At 62.4% G+C, this 17,421-nt stretch carries 13 protein-coding genes; 4 read left to right on the top strand and 9 right to left on the bottom strand.

The window, feature by feature from the left end; genetic code table 11:
* Positions 1-91: 91 nt before the first annotated feature.
* From AC3WRD_RS23395 to AC3WRD_RS23385, 3 genes are all read left to right on the top strand, one after another.
* A complete protein-coding gene (locus tag AC3WRD_RS23395; RefSeq protein ID WP_102621386.1) occupies positions 92-1,765 on the top strand; it encodes a nitrite/sulfite reductase in 1,674 nt (557 codons plus the stop codon).
* A complete protein-coding gene (locus AC3WRD_RS23390; protein ID WP_102621385.1) occupies positions 1,762-2,241 on the top strand; it encodes a DUF934 domain-containing protein in 480 nt (159 codons plus the stop codon). Before AC3WRD_RS23395 ends, AC3WRD_RS23390 begins: the two co-directional genes overlap by 4 nt.
* 139 nt (positions 2,242-2,380) lie before the next feature.
* A complete protein-coding gene (locus AC3WRD_RS23385) occupies positions 2,381-3,355 on the top strand; it encodes a hypothetical protein (RefSeq protein ID WP_102621384.1) in 975 nt (324 codons plus the stop codon).
* A gap of 221 nt (positions 3,356-3,576) precedes the next feature.
* On the opposite strand, the gene AC3WRD_RS23380 is transcribed toward AC3WRD_RS23385, so the two are convergent.
* Positions 3,577-5,925, bottom strand: a complete 2,349-nt coding sequence (locus tag AC3WRD_RS23380; protein WP_102621383.1) for a tetratricopeptide repeat protein — start codon at positions 5,923-5,925, stop codon at positions 3,577-3,579.
* 212 nt (positions 5,926-6,137) lie between these two features.
* On the opposite strand from AC3WRD_RS23380, the gene AC3WRD_RS23375 reads away from it, so the two are divergent.
* Positions 6,138-6,809, top strand: coding sequence for a DUF3313 domain-containing protein (locus AC3WRD_RS23375; RefSeq protein WP_096820241.1), 672 nt, complete (start codon positions 6,138-6,140; stop codon positions 6,807-6,809).
* 50 nt (positions 6,810-6,859) lie between these two features.
* Here the strand turns inward: AC3WRD_RS23375 and AC3WRD_RS23370 are convergent, their stop codons facing one another.
* The 8 genes from AC3WRD_RS23370 to AC3WRD_RS23335 all read right to left on the bottom strand — a co-directional run bounded on the left by AC3WRD_RS23370 (position 6,860) and on the right by AC3WRD_RS23335 (position 17,420).
* A complete protein-coding gene (locus AC3WRD_RS23370; protein WP_102621382.1) occupies positions 6,860-9,364 on the bottom strand; it encodes a fused MFS/spermidine synthase in 2,505 nt (834 codons plus the stop codon).
* A gap of 107 nt (positions 9,365-9,471) precedes the next feature.
* On the bottom strand, positions 9,472-11,058 hold the full coding sequence (locus AC3WRD_RS23365) for an arylsulfatase (protein WP_102621381.1): 1,587 nt from the start codon (positions 11,056-11,058) through the stop codon (positions 9,472-9,474).
* Positions 11,059-11,130: 72 nt separating this feature from the next.
* Positions 11,131-12,153 carry an HAD family hydrolase gene (locus AC3WRD_RS23360; RefSeq protein ID WP_096820243.1) on the bottom strand — a complete coding sequence of 341 codons (1,023 nt, stop codon included), beginning with the start codon at positions 12,151-12,153 and terminating at the stop codon, positions 11,131-11,133.
* Positions 12,150-13,454: a BatD family protein gene (locus tag AC3WRD_RS23355; protein ID WP_102621380.1), complete on the bottom strand. Its 1,305-nt coding sequence runs from the start codon at positions 13,452-13,454 to the stop codon at positions 12,150-12,152. Before AC3WRD_RS23355 ends, AC3WRD_RS23360 begins: the two co-directional genes overlap by 4 nt.
* Positions 13,451-15,016 (bottom strand): VWA domain-containing protein, encoded by a 1,566-nt coding sequence (locus AC3WRD_RS23350; protein ID WP_102621379.1) that lies wholly within the window; start codon positions 15,014-15,016, stop codon positions 13,451-13,453. The genes AC3WRD_RS23355 and AC3WRD_RS23350 overlap by 4 nt, the downstream gene beginning before the upstream one ends.
* Position 15,017: 1 nt before the next feature.
* Positions 15,018-16,010 carry a vWA domain-containing protein gene (locus AC3WRD_RS23345; RefSeq protein ID WP_102621378.1) on the bottom strand — a complete coding sequence of 331 codons (993 nt, stop codon included), beginning with the start codon at positions 16,008-16,010 and terminating at the stop codon, positions 15,018-15,020.
* Positions 15,997-16,485, bottom strand: a complete 489-nt coding sequence (locus AC3WRD_RS23340) for a DUF4381 domain-containing protein (protein WP_102621377.1) — start codon at positions 16,483-16,485, stop codon at positions 15,997-15,999. Before AC3WRD_RS23340 ends, AC3WRD_RS23345 begins: the two co-directional genes overlap by 14 nt.
* Positions 16,482-17,420, bottom strand: a complete 939-nt coding sequence (locus AC3WRD_RS23335) for a DUF58 domain-containing protein (protein WP_102621376.1) — start codon at positions 17,418-17,420, stop codon at positions 16,482-16,484. The genes AC3WRD_RS23340 and AC3WRD_RS23335 overlap by 4 nt, the downstream gene beginning before the upstream one ends.
* Position 17,421: the final 1 nt, after the last annotated feature.

The following is a 17,421-nucleotide window of genomic DNA, read 5'->3' as shown; positions in this document are numbered from 1 at the left end:
CCCGAGATAGCGCCAGACGCGAACTGGCGCTATCTCGGGTTCGCCCGTTCCCACAGGAATACTTGCAAGTTCCTGACGAGGTAGTAGGCCGATGTATCAGTACGATGATTACGACCGGGCACTGGTGTTCGAGCGCGTTGCGCAGTTTCGCGATCAGGTCGAGCGCTTCATGGCCGGGGAGTTGAGCGAAGAAGAGTTCCTGCCGCTGCGTCTGCAAAACGGCCTGTACATGCAAAAGCACGCTTACATGCTGCGGGTGGCCATTCCTTACGGCACGCTGAGCGCCGAACAGATGCGCACATTGGCGAGCATTGCCAGTGACTACGACCGTGGCTACGGCCACTTCACCACCCGGCAGAACATGCAGTTCAACTGGATCGAACTGCACGAGGTGCCGGACATTCTCGAACGTCTGGCGCAGGTCAACATGCATGCGATCCAGACCTCGGGCAACTGCGTGCGCAACATCACCACCGAAGCCTTCGCTGGCGTCGCGGCGGACGAGTTGATCGACCCGCGTCCGCTGGCGGAGATCCTGCGGCAATGGTCGACGATCAACCCGGAATTCCTGTTCCTGCCGCGCAAGTTCAAAATCGCCATCTGCTCGGCGAAACAGGATCGCGCGGCGATCATGATGCACGACATCGGCCTCTACCTTTACCCTGGCCGCGACGGGCAGATGCTGCTGCGAGTGATCGTCGGTGGTGGTCTGGGGCGCACGCCGATCCTCGGTCTGCAGATCCGCGACGGCTTGCCGTGGCAGCACTTGCTGTCCTACGTCGAGGCGGTGCTGCGGGTCTACAACCGTCACGGCCGACGGGACAACAAGTACAAGGCGCGGATCAAGATTCTGGTCAAGGCGCTGGGTATCGAGGCGTTCGCCAAGGAAGTCGAAGAAGAATGGCAACACCTCAAGGATGGCCCGGCGCAACTGACCGAGGACGAATACCTGCGGGTTGCCAACGCCTTTGTCCCACCGAGCTACCGGACTCTGGCGGGCACCGATCTGGATTTCGGCACGTACCTGGCCGACAACCCGGCGTTCGCCCGCTGGGTCGCGCGCAATGTGCAACCGCACAAGGTGCCGGGTTACACCAGCGTGGTGCTGTCGACCAAACCGGGCCTGGCCTCGCCCCCGGGGGACGTGACCGGTTTGCAGATGCTGGCGGTGGCCGACTGGTCCGAACGTTTCGGTTTCGGCGAAATCCGTATCGCCCACGAGCAGAACATCGTCCTGCCGGATGTGCCCAAATCCGAGCTGTATGCGCTGTGGCAACTGGCGAAAGAGCGAGGGCTGGGCGCCGCCAACGTCGGCCTGCTGACCGACATCATTGCCTGCCCCGGTGGCGATTTCTGTGCGCTGGCCAACGCCAAGTCGATCCCGATTGCCCAGGCGATTCAGGCGCGTTTCGACAACCTCGATTACCTGCACGACCTCGGTGATATCAGCCTGAACATTTCCGGCTGCATGAACGCCTGCGGCCATCACCACATCGGCAACATCGGGATTCTCGGCGTCGACAAGAACGGCAGCGAGTGGTACCAGATCACCCTCGGCGGGTCGCAGGGCAAGAACAGCGCGCTGGGTAAAGTCATTGGCCCGTCGTTCAGCGCTGCTGAAGTGCCGCAAGTGATCGAACGGATCATCGGCACCTTCGTGCGCTACCGCGAGAGCGAAGAACTGTTCGTCGATACCGTGGCGCGCATCGGACTGGAGCCGTTCAAGGAACGGGTCTACCCGAAAACGCTGGAGGTGTCGGCATGAACAATCTGCTGCGGATGGAGGCGAGCGGGGCGCGGATTGTGCTCGACGATCCATGGACGCTGATCCGTTCACCGGATACGGATGGCGCCGCTGACATGTCGATTCTGCCGCTGACCCACTGGCTCGAATCACCCTCGACCCATGCAGTCTGGCTGGGCCCGGACGACGGCGTCGAAAGCCTGCTGCCGTGGTTGGCATCGCTGCCGCTGATTGCCCTCGATTTCCCGAGTTTTCGCGACGGCCGCGCCTACAGTCAGGCTTATCTGCTGCGCAGCCGTTTTGGCTGGAAAGGCGAATTGCGGGCGATTGGCGATGTGCTGCGCGATCAACTGAGCCACATGCGCCAGTGCGGGTTCGACAGCTTCGCCGTGCGCGAGGACAAATCCGCCGAGGATGCGCTCAAGGGGTTGGCGGGGATGAGCGTGTTGTACGGGCGCTCCGTCATCGAGCCGCGACCGTTGTTCAGGCGGCGTTGAAGCGAGGCCCGCACAGGGGAAACCCTTAGAACCCTTACAAATCGGGGATTTTTCCTTGGGTCGATGGTGGCCTTTTGGTAGAGTCCCCGTCGCCAGCGGGTTTTCGGCTGGACGACGGAACGAAGAAGGGAGTCTGTTTGTGAGTGCGGGCAAGAAGATCTTGGGCCTGACGGCGTTGCTGTTGATGCTGACGTTGTGGGCCGGTTACATCTACGTATTCAACGAAAGCCGTGGCGGTCAGCTCGGCGGTGTCGGCGAAAGCACCGCGTGGTGCGGCACGCCGCCGTCCTCGGATGCGGCGCTGCTGGGCAAGGATCAGTTGACCTTGCGCATCACCAACAACCTGCGCGGCGAGTTCATGCTCAGCGGTGCGGTGGTGGTGTCCGAACGCACCTTCAACCGCTATGACCTGGGCCGCAACGAACTGCGTCTGCGTCTGGAGCCTTTGCAGTGGACTTACGGCGCCACGCCGATCTTCCTTGAGCAAGTGAAGGTCCTGCCGCTGAGTCGCAACCTCGCCTCGACCGACAAGAGTGCCTTCGCCCAACTCGAGTCGCGCCCGATCGGCGTTCAGGGGCGGGTCACCGAGTTTCCTTTCGACACTTATCGCTACGGCTACAAGCCAGTCCTGTACTACCTCAAGGGCAACGAGCGTGTCGACCTGCGCTTCAAGAACATCACCACGCTGATGGAGATGTCCAACACCTTCACGCCGATCCAGAAATACAACCGCGCCGACTACATCAACGAGAAAAACGTGATGGTCCGCGACGAGGACTACAAAGCCTACGGCCACCACGAATGCGCCTTCAGCGTCGAGCGCAAAGGCGCGTTCAAGGTTGTGGTGCTGTTGATGCTGCTGGTGCTGTGCCTGCCGTTGCTGCTGGTGTTCTACCGTGATGAGCCGGGGATCGACTTCCTCGCCACGCTGGTGGGGATCGGCGTGGTGCGCACGGTGCTGGTGGGGCCGGTGCAGGATTTCCAGCTGTACAACATCGACTTCCTGTTTGGCGCGGCGTTGTTGCTGGTGGGCACGGTTTCGCTGATCAAGGCGATGCGGTTGAATAGTCGGCGGGAGATGGCGTTGAGGAGCGGGGAAACCTCTACTTGGTAGTCCTTGGGCTGCGCGAAAGTCAAAAGCTCCCTCACCCCAGCCCTCTCCCGGAGGGAGAGGGAGCCGATCGAGTTGTGCTGCTGAATACATCGACCTGAAAAAGTGTGTCGATTATGGATTCAAGGCAGATCGTTCAAGTCGGTGTATCTCTCAAATATCCCCGGTTCGGTTCCCTCTCCCTTCGGGAGAGGGCTAGGGTGAGGGCTACGATCTCCAGCCGATCACTTCAACGCCGGATCCCCCATATTCATCCTCTTCCACCCCTGCAACAAAACCTGCGCCTTCGGCTCCTGCCCGCTGTCCAGATACCACTGAATCAGCGACAACCGCGCATTGCGGTTCGCAGGCTGCACCTTGAGCAGTTTCTCCAGTTGCTCGTTCGCCTGATCCCCCTTGCCGCTGTCATGCAGCGCCACCGCCAGCACGTAACCGTATTGCGCGTTCTGTGGCTCCAGTTGTGCGGCTTTGCTCAGGGCCGACATGGCTTCGGCGGTCTTGCCCGCGCGAATCAGTGACAGGCCTCGGGTGTGCTGCAGCAGGGCCGAGTCAGGGTGTTCCTTGAGGCTGGCATCGAGCAGTTGCTGCGCCTGCGAGCCACGACCGTTGGCCTCCAGCCATTGCACCAGCGTGACCAGTGCCGGGTAGAAGTCCGGGTCGCGTTTCAGCGCTGTTCGCAACAGCCCTTCAACTTCCGAGCCGCGACCGCTGGCCTGATAGAGCATCGCCAGGTTCAGGTTGGCTTCGGCGCGTTCGGCCAGGCTCTTCTGCACGGCTTCGTACTCGGCAATCGCCGCGTCCCAATTGGCCTGAGCCGGGCCCAGGCCATTGCGGGCGACACTCAGCAGATCCCGCGCAGCGACGATTCGTACTGCTTTCACCGGATCACCGAGCAACGGCGTCAACAGCGGCAAGCGCTCTGGCGGTGGCAGGAACGCGCTGATCGCCCGTACCGCGCTTTCGCGTACCTGTGGCGCCGGGTGCTTCAGGTCCGTGGTCGCCAGTTTCAGCGCCTGTTCACTTGGATAGAGTGGCAATTCCGCGAGCAATGTCGCTCGCTGGATCGCCGGCAGGTTGCTGCGCTGCAATTGCTCGTACAACGCTTGTGCGGCGCCGGGCTGGCCGTTGCGAATCAGCCACAGGCTCTCGTCGTAACGCGGCGCTTGAGGTTCGGTCGAGGCAGTCCACAGTTTGAATTGCGCGGTGACCTTGTCGCCGGCCTTGCCCTGATGACAGGTCAGGCAGGCGTCTGGCGTGCCGAGCTTTTGCGCACGCTCCGGGTTGGGGATGCTGAAGCTGTGGTCATGCCGGAAGTCGTTGCCCATGTAGAACTTGCCGGGCATGTGGCAATCCACGCATTGCGAGCCGGGCTGGCCCATCGTATGGCGGGTGTGTTCGATACTGTCGTAGTTCTTCGCTTGCAGGCCCTGGCCATCGACGCCTTCGACCGAGGTCTTGCCGGCGCTGTTGTGGCATTGCAGGCACACCGCGTTGCCCGGCGCTTTCAGCTCGGTGCTGTGGGGGTTGTGGCAGTTGCTGCAGCGCACGCCCTTGTCGAACATTTTGCTTTGGGCGAAGGAGCCGTGTTCGAACACTTCGTCCTTGATCTTGCCGTCCAGCGCATACAGCTCGCGGGTCAGGGTGCTGGGCAGGTAATCGTCCATCAGCCGTTTGCCGACGGTGTAGCCATCGCCCAGTGGTGCGCGGCGGGCGTGGCAGCGGGCGCAGGTTTCGATCTCGACGGTGGCGTTCTTGTCCTTGAAGTCGACGTCGAATCCGGCGTGGATCAGGTCGGTTTTCTTCGCCGTCCATTGCAGATGATTCGACGCCGGCCCATGACAGGCCTGGCAACCGACGCCGAGGCTGTTCCAGTGGCTGGTGAAGGTGTTGCTGGCCGCGTCGAAATTGCGCTTGAACCCAGTGGTGTGGCACTCGACGCACATGAAGTTGGCGTTCTGGCTCGGCTTGCTCCAGTGCAGCGGATTCTTGAAGTTCACGCCCTGGCCGGGGTAGAGGTGAAACCAGCGGTTTTTCTCGGTATCCCAGGCGACGCCAAGGGCCTGCAAGCGGCCTTCACCGACTTCGATCAGGTATTGCTGAAGCGGCGCGATGCCGAAGGTGTAGGCGACTTTGAAGTCGGCGTTCTTGCCGTCGACGCCAGGTGTATTGACCCAGAACTCGTCGCCCTTGCGCGCGAAACGGGTGGATTCGTTTTCAGCGTTGAAGGTGACATTGTTGAAGTCACCGAGCATGGTTTCGGCATTCGCCGGTTGCATCGCCAACTGATGATGGGAGCCTTGCCAGTCCTTGACCTGTTCCTGGTGACAGCCCTGACATTGCTGTTCATCAACCATGGACGCGGGCAGTGTTGCTGCAGGTTTGGCCGCTACCGCAACAGGCGTGCTGACCGGCACGGCTTTGACCGGTGCCGGAGCGGGGCTGAACAGAAACCAGCCGATCCCCGCCACGGCCGCGAGCAGCAGGCCAATGGTGACAGGAAACAGGTAGCGTGAAATCGAGGTCGGTGAAGCATCAGGCTGGCGCGGTGCATCGTTATTTTTATGCTTGGGCATTGCGACTTCCGTAGTCCAGGTGCATTGGCCTTCTGGCGTGCGTTCAAGCTCGATGCAGCTTTGCCGGATGCCCGGCATCTGTCAAATGACCGTTGTGAACCGGCACACGGCACCGCGCCAATATTGTGTGTTCTGATCGCAATTCGCGGGTTTTTAGCTATACCTGTAACTCCCCAATGCAACAAATCAGGCCTTCTGACAGGAGTTACAGCATGAAGCTAGCCGTGATGATGAGCACCCTGTGCATTGCCACTCTTGGCGTGGTGGGTTGCTCCAGCAAAACCGTCGCTCCAGATGAGTACTCCGGGTTTCTCAAGGACTACAGCCAACTCAAGGAGGCCAAGTCACCGTCCGGGGCCGAGGTGATGCGCTGGGTCGATCCCAAGCTCGATATCAACAAGTTCACCAGCGTCTATATCGAACCGACGCAGCTCTACCCAAAACCTCAACCGACCGTGAAGATTCCGCAACAGACCCTCAATGGCATCACCGCTTACTACGATCAGGCGCTCAAGCGTGAGGTGGGCAAATCCTTGCCATTGGCCAGCGGCCCTGGCCCGGGCGTGATCGTGGTGCGTGCGGCGATCACTGCCGTGAGCAGCAAGACCGAAGGCCTGCATGCCTATGAAGTGATCCCGATTGCCCTGGTGGCGGCAGCGGTCAGTACCGCCAGCGGTATCCGCGATCAGGAAACCACCCTGGCCACCGAAGCGGTGTTCCTCGATGGCGGCAATAACAAGGTCGTGGCCCAGGTCGTGCGCAAAGGCACCGGCAAACCGTTGCAGAACGACTCCCAGGTGATGAAGGCCGATGACGTGAAAGCCGTGATCGATGGCTGGGCGTCGGACATGCATCAGTCGTATCTGAAGATGAAAGCCAAATAGTCCCGGAAATCATTCCCACGCACCGCGTGGGAATGATCGGATGACGAGAGTCACTGCCCGACAAACCAGCGGAAATACGGATTCCCTCCATCTCCCTGCATCACCTCGCGAATATCCCGGCCCCAGGCATCCCGATCACCGTCATAGGCGTGCAGGCTTGCGCGATAGAACTGCATCAGGCGTTGTCTGTGCCCCTGCATCCGTTCAGCGAACCCGGCATCGGCATTCACCAGCGGCGGTGCGACATACTGATCCAGCAGCGCAGGCAGCACCCGCGTAATTTCTTTGGACCGAACCCACGGCGCGTATTCGATGCGCGGCTGATCGTCAGTCACCGCCGGTGCGTCGGCGGCAAAACGTTCCAGACCGGCGCGATCGGTGACCCAGGTCGACAGCAGCGCCGGCGCCGAACCGATGCCGACGTCCTGCAAGGTGCTGCGTACGCTGTCCTGTTGCAGGCGTCGGGTGATTTTTTCGGCATCCAGTTCGATGGGTGTCAGCGACCCCACCAGCAGCATCTCGTGGAACTCGCTGGTCCACAGCGTCGCGTACGGGAAGACGTCGAGGAAGCTGCGCACCAGTGAACGCGAGTCGTCGATGTTCTGGGTCGGCAGCGGCAGCCACTGTGCGACCAGACCCTGTTTCTCCAGACGGCTGGCCGCCAGTTGATAGAAGTCCCGGGAATACAGATTGACCACGCCGGCTGCGGAGGGCGGTGGCGGCTCGAGGGTGATCAGATCGTAGGTCTGCGGGCTGCGCAGCAGTTCCTGGCGACCGTCGCGCAGCCGCACATCGACGCCGGGATTGCTGGCGGCGTTGAAGTTGCCCTTGAACAACGGCGCAGCCTTGATCACCGACGGCAGCAGCTCGGCCACGACCCGATGTTCAAGCCCCGGATAGCGCAGCAACGCGCCGGCAGTGATGCCGGTACCGAAACCGATGACCAGCGCCGAGCGCGGCTCGCCGTTGTGGATCAGCAGTGGCAGCAGCGCCTGAATCCGCATGTAACGCAGTGACGGCATGGCATCGCCGGTATTCGACACGCCCTGGATGTACAGGCGCTGGAAAGCGTTCTGGCCCCGGCCTTGAGTGACCACCGCGACCGTGCCGCCGCGTCCCTCTTCATAAAAGGCCAGCGTGCCGTTGCGCGCACCGGGGAGCAGGCTGGCGAGTTTGTCGACCGGCGTCAGCACGGCCAGTGCAACGGACAGCAAGCCCAGCGCGGCCACTGCCTGACGCCGGCCTTTCTTCACGCCATGGCCCTTGCGCACGGCGAACCAGCCGATGCCGGCGGCAATGATCGCCAGCAGGCCCAGCGTGCGTACCAACCCCAGCAACGGAATCAGCAGGAAACCGCAGAGCATCACGCCGATGATCCCGCCCAGCGTGTTGAACGCCACCACCGCGCCGACATCGCGGCCGACATGCTCGTGGCCGACACTCAAACGCAGGGCCAACGGAAACGCCGCGCCCAGCAGCAAGGTCGGCAGGAACACAATGCACAACGCCGCAACAGCGAAACGTGCGCTCATGCCGGCCAGTTCACTGGCGCCTTGAGTCACGAGCCAGATTTCCGCCTGGCTCTGGGCGATCACCAGCCAGCGACCGAGCAGGGCGATTTCCAGCAGGGCGATCAGTCCCGCGCCAGCGATCAGCAAGCCGAACACGCCCCACGGATCGCGAATCCGTTCGACGCGACGGGCGAGCAGGGCGCTGCCGATAAACAGCCCGGTCAGGTAGGTCGCCAACACCACGGCGAACGCGTAGGTGCGGGTACTCATGAATTGCACGATCGACTGCGACCACACCACTTCGTAGCCGAGGGCCACGCCGCCGGCGATGGAATACAGCCAGAGGGCGGTGCGATCCGGAGCTTTTTCAGTGTGATGCTTGAGCGGGGCTTCGACCGGCATCGGATGCTGGCGCTGCCAACCCAATGCGCCGGCGGCGGCCAGCAGATTGAGCATCGCTGCGGCCAACGCACTGCCGCGCACGCCGAGGGTGGCGATCAGCACGAACGCCGCGAGCAGGGTGCCGACAATCGCCCCCAGGGTATTCGCCGCGTACAACTGGCCGCCGCCCTTGCCCGGCGCACTGCCCAGCGAGCGCACCAGCACCGGCAGCGTGCCGCCCATCAACACGGCGGGAACGCCCACCAGCATGAACGGCAACACCCAGGCCAGCAGACCGACATGATCCTGCAACCAGGCAAACGGACTGGCCGCCACGCTCATGGCAAACGTCGCACCGACGCCCAGCACGGCCACCAGTACTTCCAGCCCGGCATATAGCAAAACCGGTTGCGCCAGGCGATCCGCCCAACGCCCGAACAGCCAGCCACCGATAGCCAGCCCGGCAAAGAAGGCACTGATGCCGGTGGTGATCGCGTAGACCTCGACCCCGACCAACAGCGACAGCTGCTTGATCCACAACACCTGATACACCAGCGCCGCCGCGCCGGAAATGCACAGCAGCAGGGCGGGGATCAGCAACGCCGGGGCGGCGGTATGCGGGAGGGGATGGGCCGACGACTTGCTGGCGACACGTGAGGACATTGCGACTGCCTTGTTCCGGTTCATGAATGATTGTTCCCATGCATAGCGTGGGAACAATCACTAAAAAGGGCCGCTCGCCAATGACGGCGAGCGGCGGTCAAGCGGCCTTACTGTGCAGGCTGGTTCTTCATTTTTTCTTCGATCTTCGCGTCCACCGCAGCACGGATCTGGTCGATGCTGAAGCTTGCCGGTTTCTGGCTCGGTGGGTACTCGATGAAGGTCTGGAGGAAGTGCGCTGCCTTGGTGGTGGCGACGGCGACCAGATACACGTTCTTGGTCGACCAGTCGTAATACTGATCGGACACCACGTCGGCCCGCTCATACGGGTCCATCCTCAGGTTGAAGATTTTCGGTACGCGCAACGGTGTGAACGGGTTGCTCCACACCGCGAAGCCACCGGGCGCACGCTGCTCGGCGAACACGGCTTTCCAGTTGCCGAAACGCATCGACACCAGCATGCCGTCGTCGTTGAAGTAGAAGAATTCGTTGCGTGCACCGTTCGGTTGTTGGCCAGTCAGGTAAGGCAGTTGGTTGTAACCGTCCAGATGCACCTTGAAGCTGTTGCCGCCGCTGGTGGGCGCCCAACCCTTGAGCAGCTTGCTGGCGACATCGGTATCACCGGCCGCCGCGAGCAAGGTCGGGAACCAGTCGAGCCCGGAGAACATCTCGTTCGAGACCTCACCCGGTTTGACCTTGCCCGGCCAGCGGATCATCGCCGGTACGCGGTACGCGCCTTCCCAGTTGGAGTTCTTCTCGTTGCGGAACGGCGTGGTCGCCGCGTCCGGCCAGGAGAACTGGTTCGGCCCGTTGTCGGTGGTGTAGACGACGATGGTGTTGTCGGCGATTTTCAGGTCGTCGAGGGTCTTGAGCAGTTTGCCTACGTCGCCGTCGTGCTCGACCATGCCGTCCGCGTACTCGTTGCCGGGCATGCCGCTCTGGCCCTTCATCGAATCACGCACGTGGGTGAACAAGTGCATGCGGGTGGTGTTCATCCAGACGAAGAAAGGCTTGTCGGCCTTGGCTTGTTTTTCGATGAACGCCTGGGCGGCAGCGGTGGTTTCGTCGTCGATGGTTTCCATGCGTTTGGTGGTCAGCGCGCCGGTGTCTTCGATCTTGCCGTCGGCGAAGCTGTGGATCACGCCACGCGGGGAGTTGGCCTTGACGAACTCTGCATCGTCTTTCGGCCAGTAAGGACGTTCCGGTTCTTCTTCGGCGTTGAGGTGATAGAGGTTGCCGAAGAACTCGTCGAAGCCGTGGTTGGTCGGCAGGTATTCGTCCTTGTCACCGAGGTGGTTCTTGCCGAACTGGCCGGTCGCGTAGCCCTGGGACTTGAGTGCCTGGGCAATCGTGATATCGCGCTTTTGCAGCCCGACCGTGGCGCCCGGTGCGCCGACTTTCGACAGGCCGGTACGCAGTGGCGTCTGACCGGTGATGAAGGAGGATCGTCCTGCGGTGCAGCTGTTCTCCGCATAGTAGTCGGTGAACATCATGCCTTCCTTGGCGATCCGGTCGATGTTCGGCGTCTTGTAGCCGACCACGCCCATCGAGTAGGCGCTGATGTTGGTCTGGCCGATGTCATCGCCGAAGATCACCAGAATGTTGGGTTTTTCAGCGGCTGTGGCAGTTGCCGACAGCGCCATCACCGACGTTGCCACGAGGGCGAGTTTCGGTAGCCACTTGCGTATGCGAGTCATCAGACTTGCTCCTTTTGCGCGGGGGTGGTGTGGTGCGACAAACGTTTCTTGCAGTCCTGCGTCACGCTTTTGTTATTTCACTTGCTCGGGGGCGGGCGGATCGAACGGGTAGATCCGGCGCCAGTCGCTCGCCATGTCCACAACGGTCCAGCCACGGGAATTCGCTTCGTCGAGGGCCTTGTCCAGGCGCCCGATCTCGGATTTTCGGTCATAGGCCCATTCGCGTTTGGCATCGGTGTGGTGCACCAGGCCCATGAAGCGTTTGCCGGGGCCTGCCGCCGTCCACTGGAGCATTTGCAGGTCGCCGTCGGAGTTGCCGAACGCGAGGATCGGCCGGCGACCGATTACCGCATCGATGCTTTCCGGTTTGCCGGGACCGTCGTCGTTGTGCGCCAGTTTGGCGGTGCGCACGATCGAGGCCTTGCCGTCCTTGTAGCTGAACGCCGTCACGAAGGTGGTGCCGATCACTTGCTCCGGCGGGATGCCGTAGACCTTCTCGGCGAAGGCACGCATGAACGCCGTGTCGCCGCCGGAAACGATGTAGGTCTTGAAGTCCTGGCTGCGCAGGTAGTCGAGCATTTCCAGCATCGGCTGGAAGATCATCTCGGTGTACGGTTTGCCGGTTTTCGGATGCCGGGCCTGGGTCAGCCAGGTTTTGGCGTAGTCATCGAAGGCGTCGGTGGTCATGCCGGTGTGGGTGGCGGCGAAGATCTTCAGGATGCCGTCCATGCCAGCGGCGGCGAGCGCCTTGTGGTCATTCTCGATCACGGCCTTGAACGGTTGCGTGGTCTTCCATTCCGGGTGCTGCGGCGCGGTGCGCTTGACCTCGTCGAAGGCGAACAGCAACTCGAAATACGCGGGTTGCTCGCTCCACAGCGTGCCGTCATTGTCGAACACGGCAATGCGTTCGGCGGGTTTGACGAAGTCCTTGCCGGACTGGTCGGTGATCGCCTGGACGAATTCGATGATGTGCTTTTTCGCCGGCCCGTCGTTCCATGACGGCAGCGGCTCGCTGGCCTGGGCCAGCAATGGCAGTGCGAGGCTGAACAACAGGGCCAGACCAAAACGTTGTCGGTGCAGCATCGGGTTCGTCATGGGAAATCCTTCTCGTGGACGGGATTGAGCGGGCGCAAGGCCGGGGCCGATCGGGCCTGCTGCTGTTCGGCCTGACTGTGAAGCGTAGACAACGATTGGCGCAGTTGGCCCAGTGTTTGTTCGGTGGCCGGTTCGCGGCCGTAAAGGCCTCGCAACAGTCCTTGCAGGCGTTGCCCTGAGTCGACCAGTTTCAAGCCCAGCCCACGGCGGCGCAGCCACAGATAAACAGCGCTCAATTGCGCAGGCTTGCTGGTGAGTTGCGGGGTGATTTGTTGCCACGCGCTTTCGGCTGATTGCTGCCAGGCCAGCGCTCGTTTGTGCTTGCGGGTTTGCCACTGCTGGCGGGCACGGCTGAGCGCTGGCCAGCCCAGATAGCCGCCAACGATCAGTGCGACGAGCAAGGCCAGCCACGCCAGCCAATGGGTGGAAAGGTGCAGGCGATTGTTTTGGCCGAGTTGCTTGAGATCTTCAGTGATCGAGAACACCGGCTTGTACGCACTGTTGGCGGCGGCCTCTAAAGTGATCGCAGGAACCTGCGCGGTGCGACTTTGCTGCGCGCGCGAATCCCACCATTTCACCTCGATGGCCGGCAGGGTGTGGGCGCCGGCCGTGTCGATGCGATAGCTGACGCTGTCGATGCGCTGACCGCCGAGGATATCGCCGCGACCGTCATCCAGATTGCTGATCAGCGGGGTCTTCACATAACGACTCAGTCCGTTGACCTCCACCAGCGCTGGAGCGGGCAGCGCCATGGCGAGTGCGCCGTCGGCTTGCAGCGTCAGTTGGCGGGTGATGCTGTCGCCGACTTTCAGCGGCGTCGCCGAGTTGATGAGGGTTTGATTGAAGCGCAGCCCCGTGGCCACCAGCGGCGTTTCACCGGGTTTGAAACCGGGCGGTTGAGCGGCGCTGAACTGTAGCGGCTGGCTCTGGGCACTGATCTCGCTGGTGGCCTGGCCCGGGCTGGCACGCACGGTCAGGGCTGGAATGTTGAAACTCCGGGCAGCGTTCGGCGTGATCAGATAGCTGTAGCGCAGGCCCGTGAAATTCTGGCCGTCGAAGGTCTGGTTCAGGTGCTGGGCCTGACCGTCCGGTGGTATGACCAGCGCACCCTTGAGTTTCAGATCGGGCAGGGTGGGAGCGCTGGTGAACCAGGTGTCGGTGAGAACATCGAGTTGCAACGCCAGCAGGCCGCCGACCATGGCGCCATCGGCGGGTTGCAGGTGAGCCTGCACACGCAGCTGCGGTTCAGCGGCTGCTATCTGGGCGCTCAAAAGGCACACAAGCCCTATCAACCGGTTCATGGCTTGGCCCCCGCCTGATCCTGCAAGCTGAATTTCTGCTTGAGGAATTTCGCCGGCGAGGTCGTGAGGTTCTGCAACCACAGGGCATCCGACGCCGCTTGTTCGGTCTCGACCGCTTTGCTCTGGCCCTTGCCCGGTGCCTTGTCGAACTTGACCTCGTCCGGTTTGGTTTGCGGCGCGTTCTGTTCGGCGCTCGCGGTGTCTTTCTGCAAGGCAATCGCCAATGCCAGATTGGCCGTGGCTTCGGGGAATTGTGCTTGCAGCTTCAGGGCCTGGGTGTACGCCGCGATGGCTTCATCGAACTTGAAGCGGCGCACGTAAATGTTGCCCAGATAGAAATACGCCTGCGGCGTGTCCAGCCGCGCGAAGGTCACCAGCGCCAGGTCGTAGTCAGCCGCGTGATAGGCCGCCACGCCTTTCCAGTACGGATCGACAAACAGTGCCGCCGCCTGCGGGAAATGCTCATGCTCGAAGGCCCAGCGCCCTTGCTGATCTCGGGTAAAGAAGGCATCGGTCAATGCGTTTGCCTGGGCCGGTGCCGCTGGCCATCCAAGCCCTACGGCCAGTACCAGCGCCGGCATCCAGTTGACGCTCCAGCCTTTGCGCACGTTGAACAGCGCCAGCAATACCAGCGGCCAGCACAGCCAGTAACCGGCGTCTTTCCAGTGCAATTCCCGCTGTTCGGCGCTGGCGCTCTGGAAGTGCTGCTGCGCGTGCAGTTCGACCCACTCCAGATCGTCGTCATTCAGGGTCAGGCTGCCGAGCGGCGCATCGAGCGCCGAGGCCAGTTGCTTGATGGCGGCCGGATCGAAACTGCCCAGGGTCGGGCGACCGTTGGCATCGATGCGCGGCTGGCCGTTGGCGTCCTGAATGATGCCGCCATCCTGATTGCCCACCGCGAGCACCAGTACTTGCAACTGCTCATCCGGTTTTTCAAGTGGTGCGGTGTCGGCACCGTCGGTGATCAGCAGCAGGCTGCCCGGGATCTTTTCAGCGTTGAGCAAGCGCCTGGCCTGATCGATCACTGCGCTGACGTTCTTGCCCGGTTTGTCGATCAGTCCGGTGCCCAAGGCTTGAATGAACGTGTCGAGCAACGCCGGATCATCGGTTGGCGGCAGTACCAGATGCGCGCTGCCGGCATAGGCGATCAGCGCGGTGCGGGCACCGGCCCGGCGCTGGATCAGGTCGTGCAGCTTGTGTTTGACGGCCTCAAGGCGAGTGGGCTGCACGTCGTTGGCATCCATCGACGGCGACAGATCGACAGCCACAATCAGCGGCGCGCGATTCTCCAGAAAGTCCGGGCGATCCTGCTCCCAGGTCGGCCCGGCCGCTGCCACCGCGCCGAGCATCAGCAGCGCACACAGCCAGTGCACCGGGCGCAGGCGCTGGTGATCCTGCGGGGTGACCAGCAAGTGCGGCAGCAGATGCCCGGCGATGTTGCCGCGCAGCCTGCGTTGCAGGTCACGGCCACGGCGCCAGAGCCACGGCAGCAGCGCGCCGAACAGCGCCAATAGCAGCCACAGCGGGCGCAGGAAGTGGAAGTCACCGAGATTGATCTCCATCTCAGGCCTCCTGCCGCTGGCGTGCAACCGCCAGCCGTGGGTGCAGCAGCGCGCCGAGGTGGTACAGCGCCAGGACCAGCAGGGCCGCGCCCAACGGCCAGTGGAACAGTTCGCGTTGCGGCTGATGACTGAGGGTTTTCACTTGATGCGGCGTGAGACGGTCGAGGGTGCTGTAGACCTGATCCAGCGCGTTGCGATCTTCGGCGCGGAAGAACTGGCCGCCGGTGGTTTTGGCGATTTGCTCCAGCCCCGGCAGATTGACCTTGGCCTCGCCGGAGGCGCTCGGGTCGCCGATGCCGATGGTGTGAATCACCACGCCTTTGGCAGCGGCCATTTCGGCGGCATGGTCCGGCGTGATCGCACTGCTGGTGTCGTTGCCGTCGGTGAGCAGGATCAGGACTTTTTCCTGTTCATGGGTCTTGTCCAGCAACTTGAGGCTGAGACCGATGGCATCGCCAATCGCGGTGTTCGGGCCGGCCATGCCGATGCCGGTGTCGGCCAGCAGCAGCGACAGGCTGGCGTGATCAAGGGTCAGCGGCGCCTGCGGATAGGCGCCGCTGCCGAACACGATCAGGCCGAGGCGGTCGTCCTTGCGCTTGTCGATGAAGGTCTGGACGACGTCTTTGACCGCTGCGAGGCGATTGATTTTCTGGCCACTGGCGTTGGTGAAATCTTCGGTTTCCATCGACTGCGAAATGTCGATCGCAAGCATCAGGTCGCGCACCGGTTGCTGGCGCTCGATGGGTTTTTCGACGAACACCGGACGGGCGACGGCCAGCAGCAACAAGGCCCACACCAGGAAATTGAGCAGCAGTTGCCAGTGATTGCGCCGGTTGCCGGCGGTGCCCGGTGTTTCACCCACGGCGCGGCTCATGGCGTTGAAGAATGGCACACGCACGGCGCTGCGGGCTTCCTGATACACGGGCAGGTAGCGGTAGGCCAGCCAGGGCAGCGGCAGCAGGAGTAACAGCCACGGGTAATCAAGCTGCCACATGATGGTGCTCCACCCAGTGTTGGCAGGTGTCGAACAGCGCCTGACGCTGCGGTGCAGGCAGGTCACGCAGGACGTCGTCGGGGGCGTAGGCCAGTCGGGCCAGTTGCTGGCTGAAATCGGCGGGCAGCGTTTTTTTGCTGTGTTGCTGCAAGAAGTGTTGCCAGTCCTCTTGTTCAGCGGCTGCGACCGATTGCGATTGCGGCATGGAAATAGCCACACGCTTGAGCAACTCCGGCAATTCGCGCAAGGCATTCAGGTCATCACTGCGATCACGTAACTGCGCCAGTCGCACCAGCGCTTCCCGCCGATACTGATCGCGCCGCCATTGCCGGTACCGCCGCGCCCCGATCGCCAGTGCAGTCAGCAGCAGAACCGCCAGCAACACCCACCAGCCCCAGGTCTGTGGCGCGTAACTGATCGGCGCGGGCAGGCCCAACTCCTTGAGTTGTTCGATGCTCGGAATGTTCGGGTTCACCGCCGGGGTCCGGCGCTTTTGCCAAGCTCGGCGCGCAATTGCTGATGGGCTTCTTCGGCGGTGCTGAACATCATCAGCGGCACCTGACTGCGGCGCAGCAGGGTGGCGACGTCCTTGAGCCGGCCACCGAGAAAATCCCCCAGCGGCTGATGCACGTTGCGTTTCTCGACCGCCAGTTCCACTTGCAACTGGCCCTGGGTGACCAGCAGTCGACCATCGCTCGGCAGCTTCATCGCCAACGGGTCGTAGACTTGCAGAGCGATCACATCGTTGTGTGCTGACAGTTGCCGCATCAACTGCAAGGTGCGTTCGCCGGCCCCGGCAAAGTCGCTGACGATGCAAATCAGATGGTCATGCCCGGCCAGCGCCAGGCACCGCTGCAAGGCCTTGTCCAGTTGATCCTCGTCTTCGGCGTCGGGGTTGCCGGCATTCAGCGCCTGGTTCTGCTCGGCGATGCGACTGAGCAAGACCTCGACCCGTTTGCGGCTGCGCAGCGGCGCGATGCAGTCGATGCGCCGATCGTTGAAGACCAGCCCGCCGACCCGGTCCCCGGCATGGAATACCATCCACGCCGCCAGTGCGCCGAGTTCGGCGGCGACAGCGGATTTGAAGCTGCGCTGAGATCCGAAAAACATCGACATGCGCTGGTCGACCACGATCAGCGCCGGGCGATCGCGTTCTTCGGTGAAGGTGCGCACCACCGGTTTTCCGGTGCGCAGCGAGGCGCGCCAGTCGAGATGGCGCAAGTCGTCTCCGGGTTGATAGCGGCGCAACTCATCGAAGTTCAAACCCCGGCCATGCAGACGCGAGGCGTGGTTGCCGGCGAGGATGCTGCCCTGTGGCTGGCGGGCCAGGAAACTCAGATCACGGGCCTTGAACTCCAGCGCCATCAACTGTGCGAGAGAGACATAGACCAGCCCGTCGGTGCTTTCCATA

It is taken from the genome of Pseudomonas sp. FW215-R2, assembly GCF_058789255.1.
This window is presented reverse-complemented; position numbering and strand designations above follow the sequence as displayed.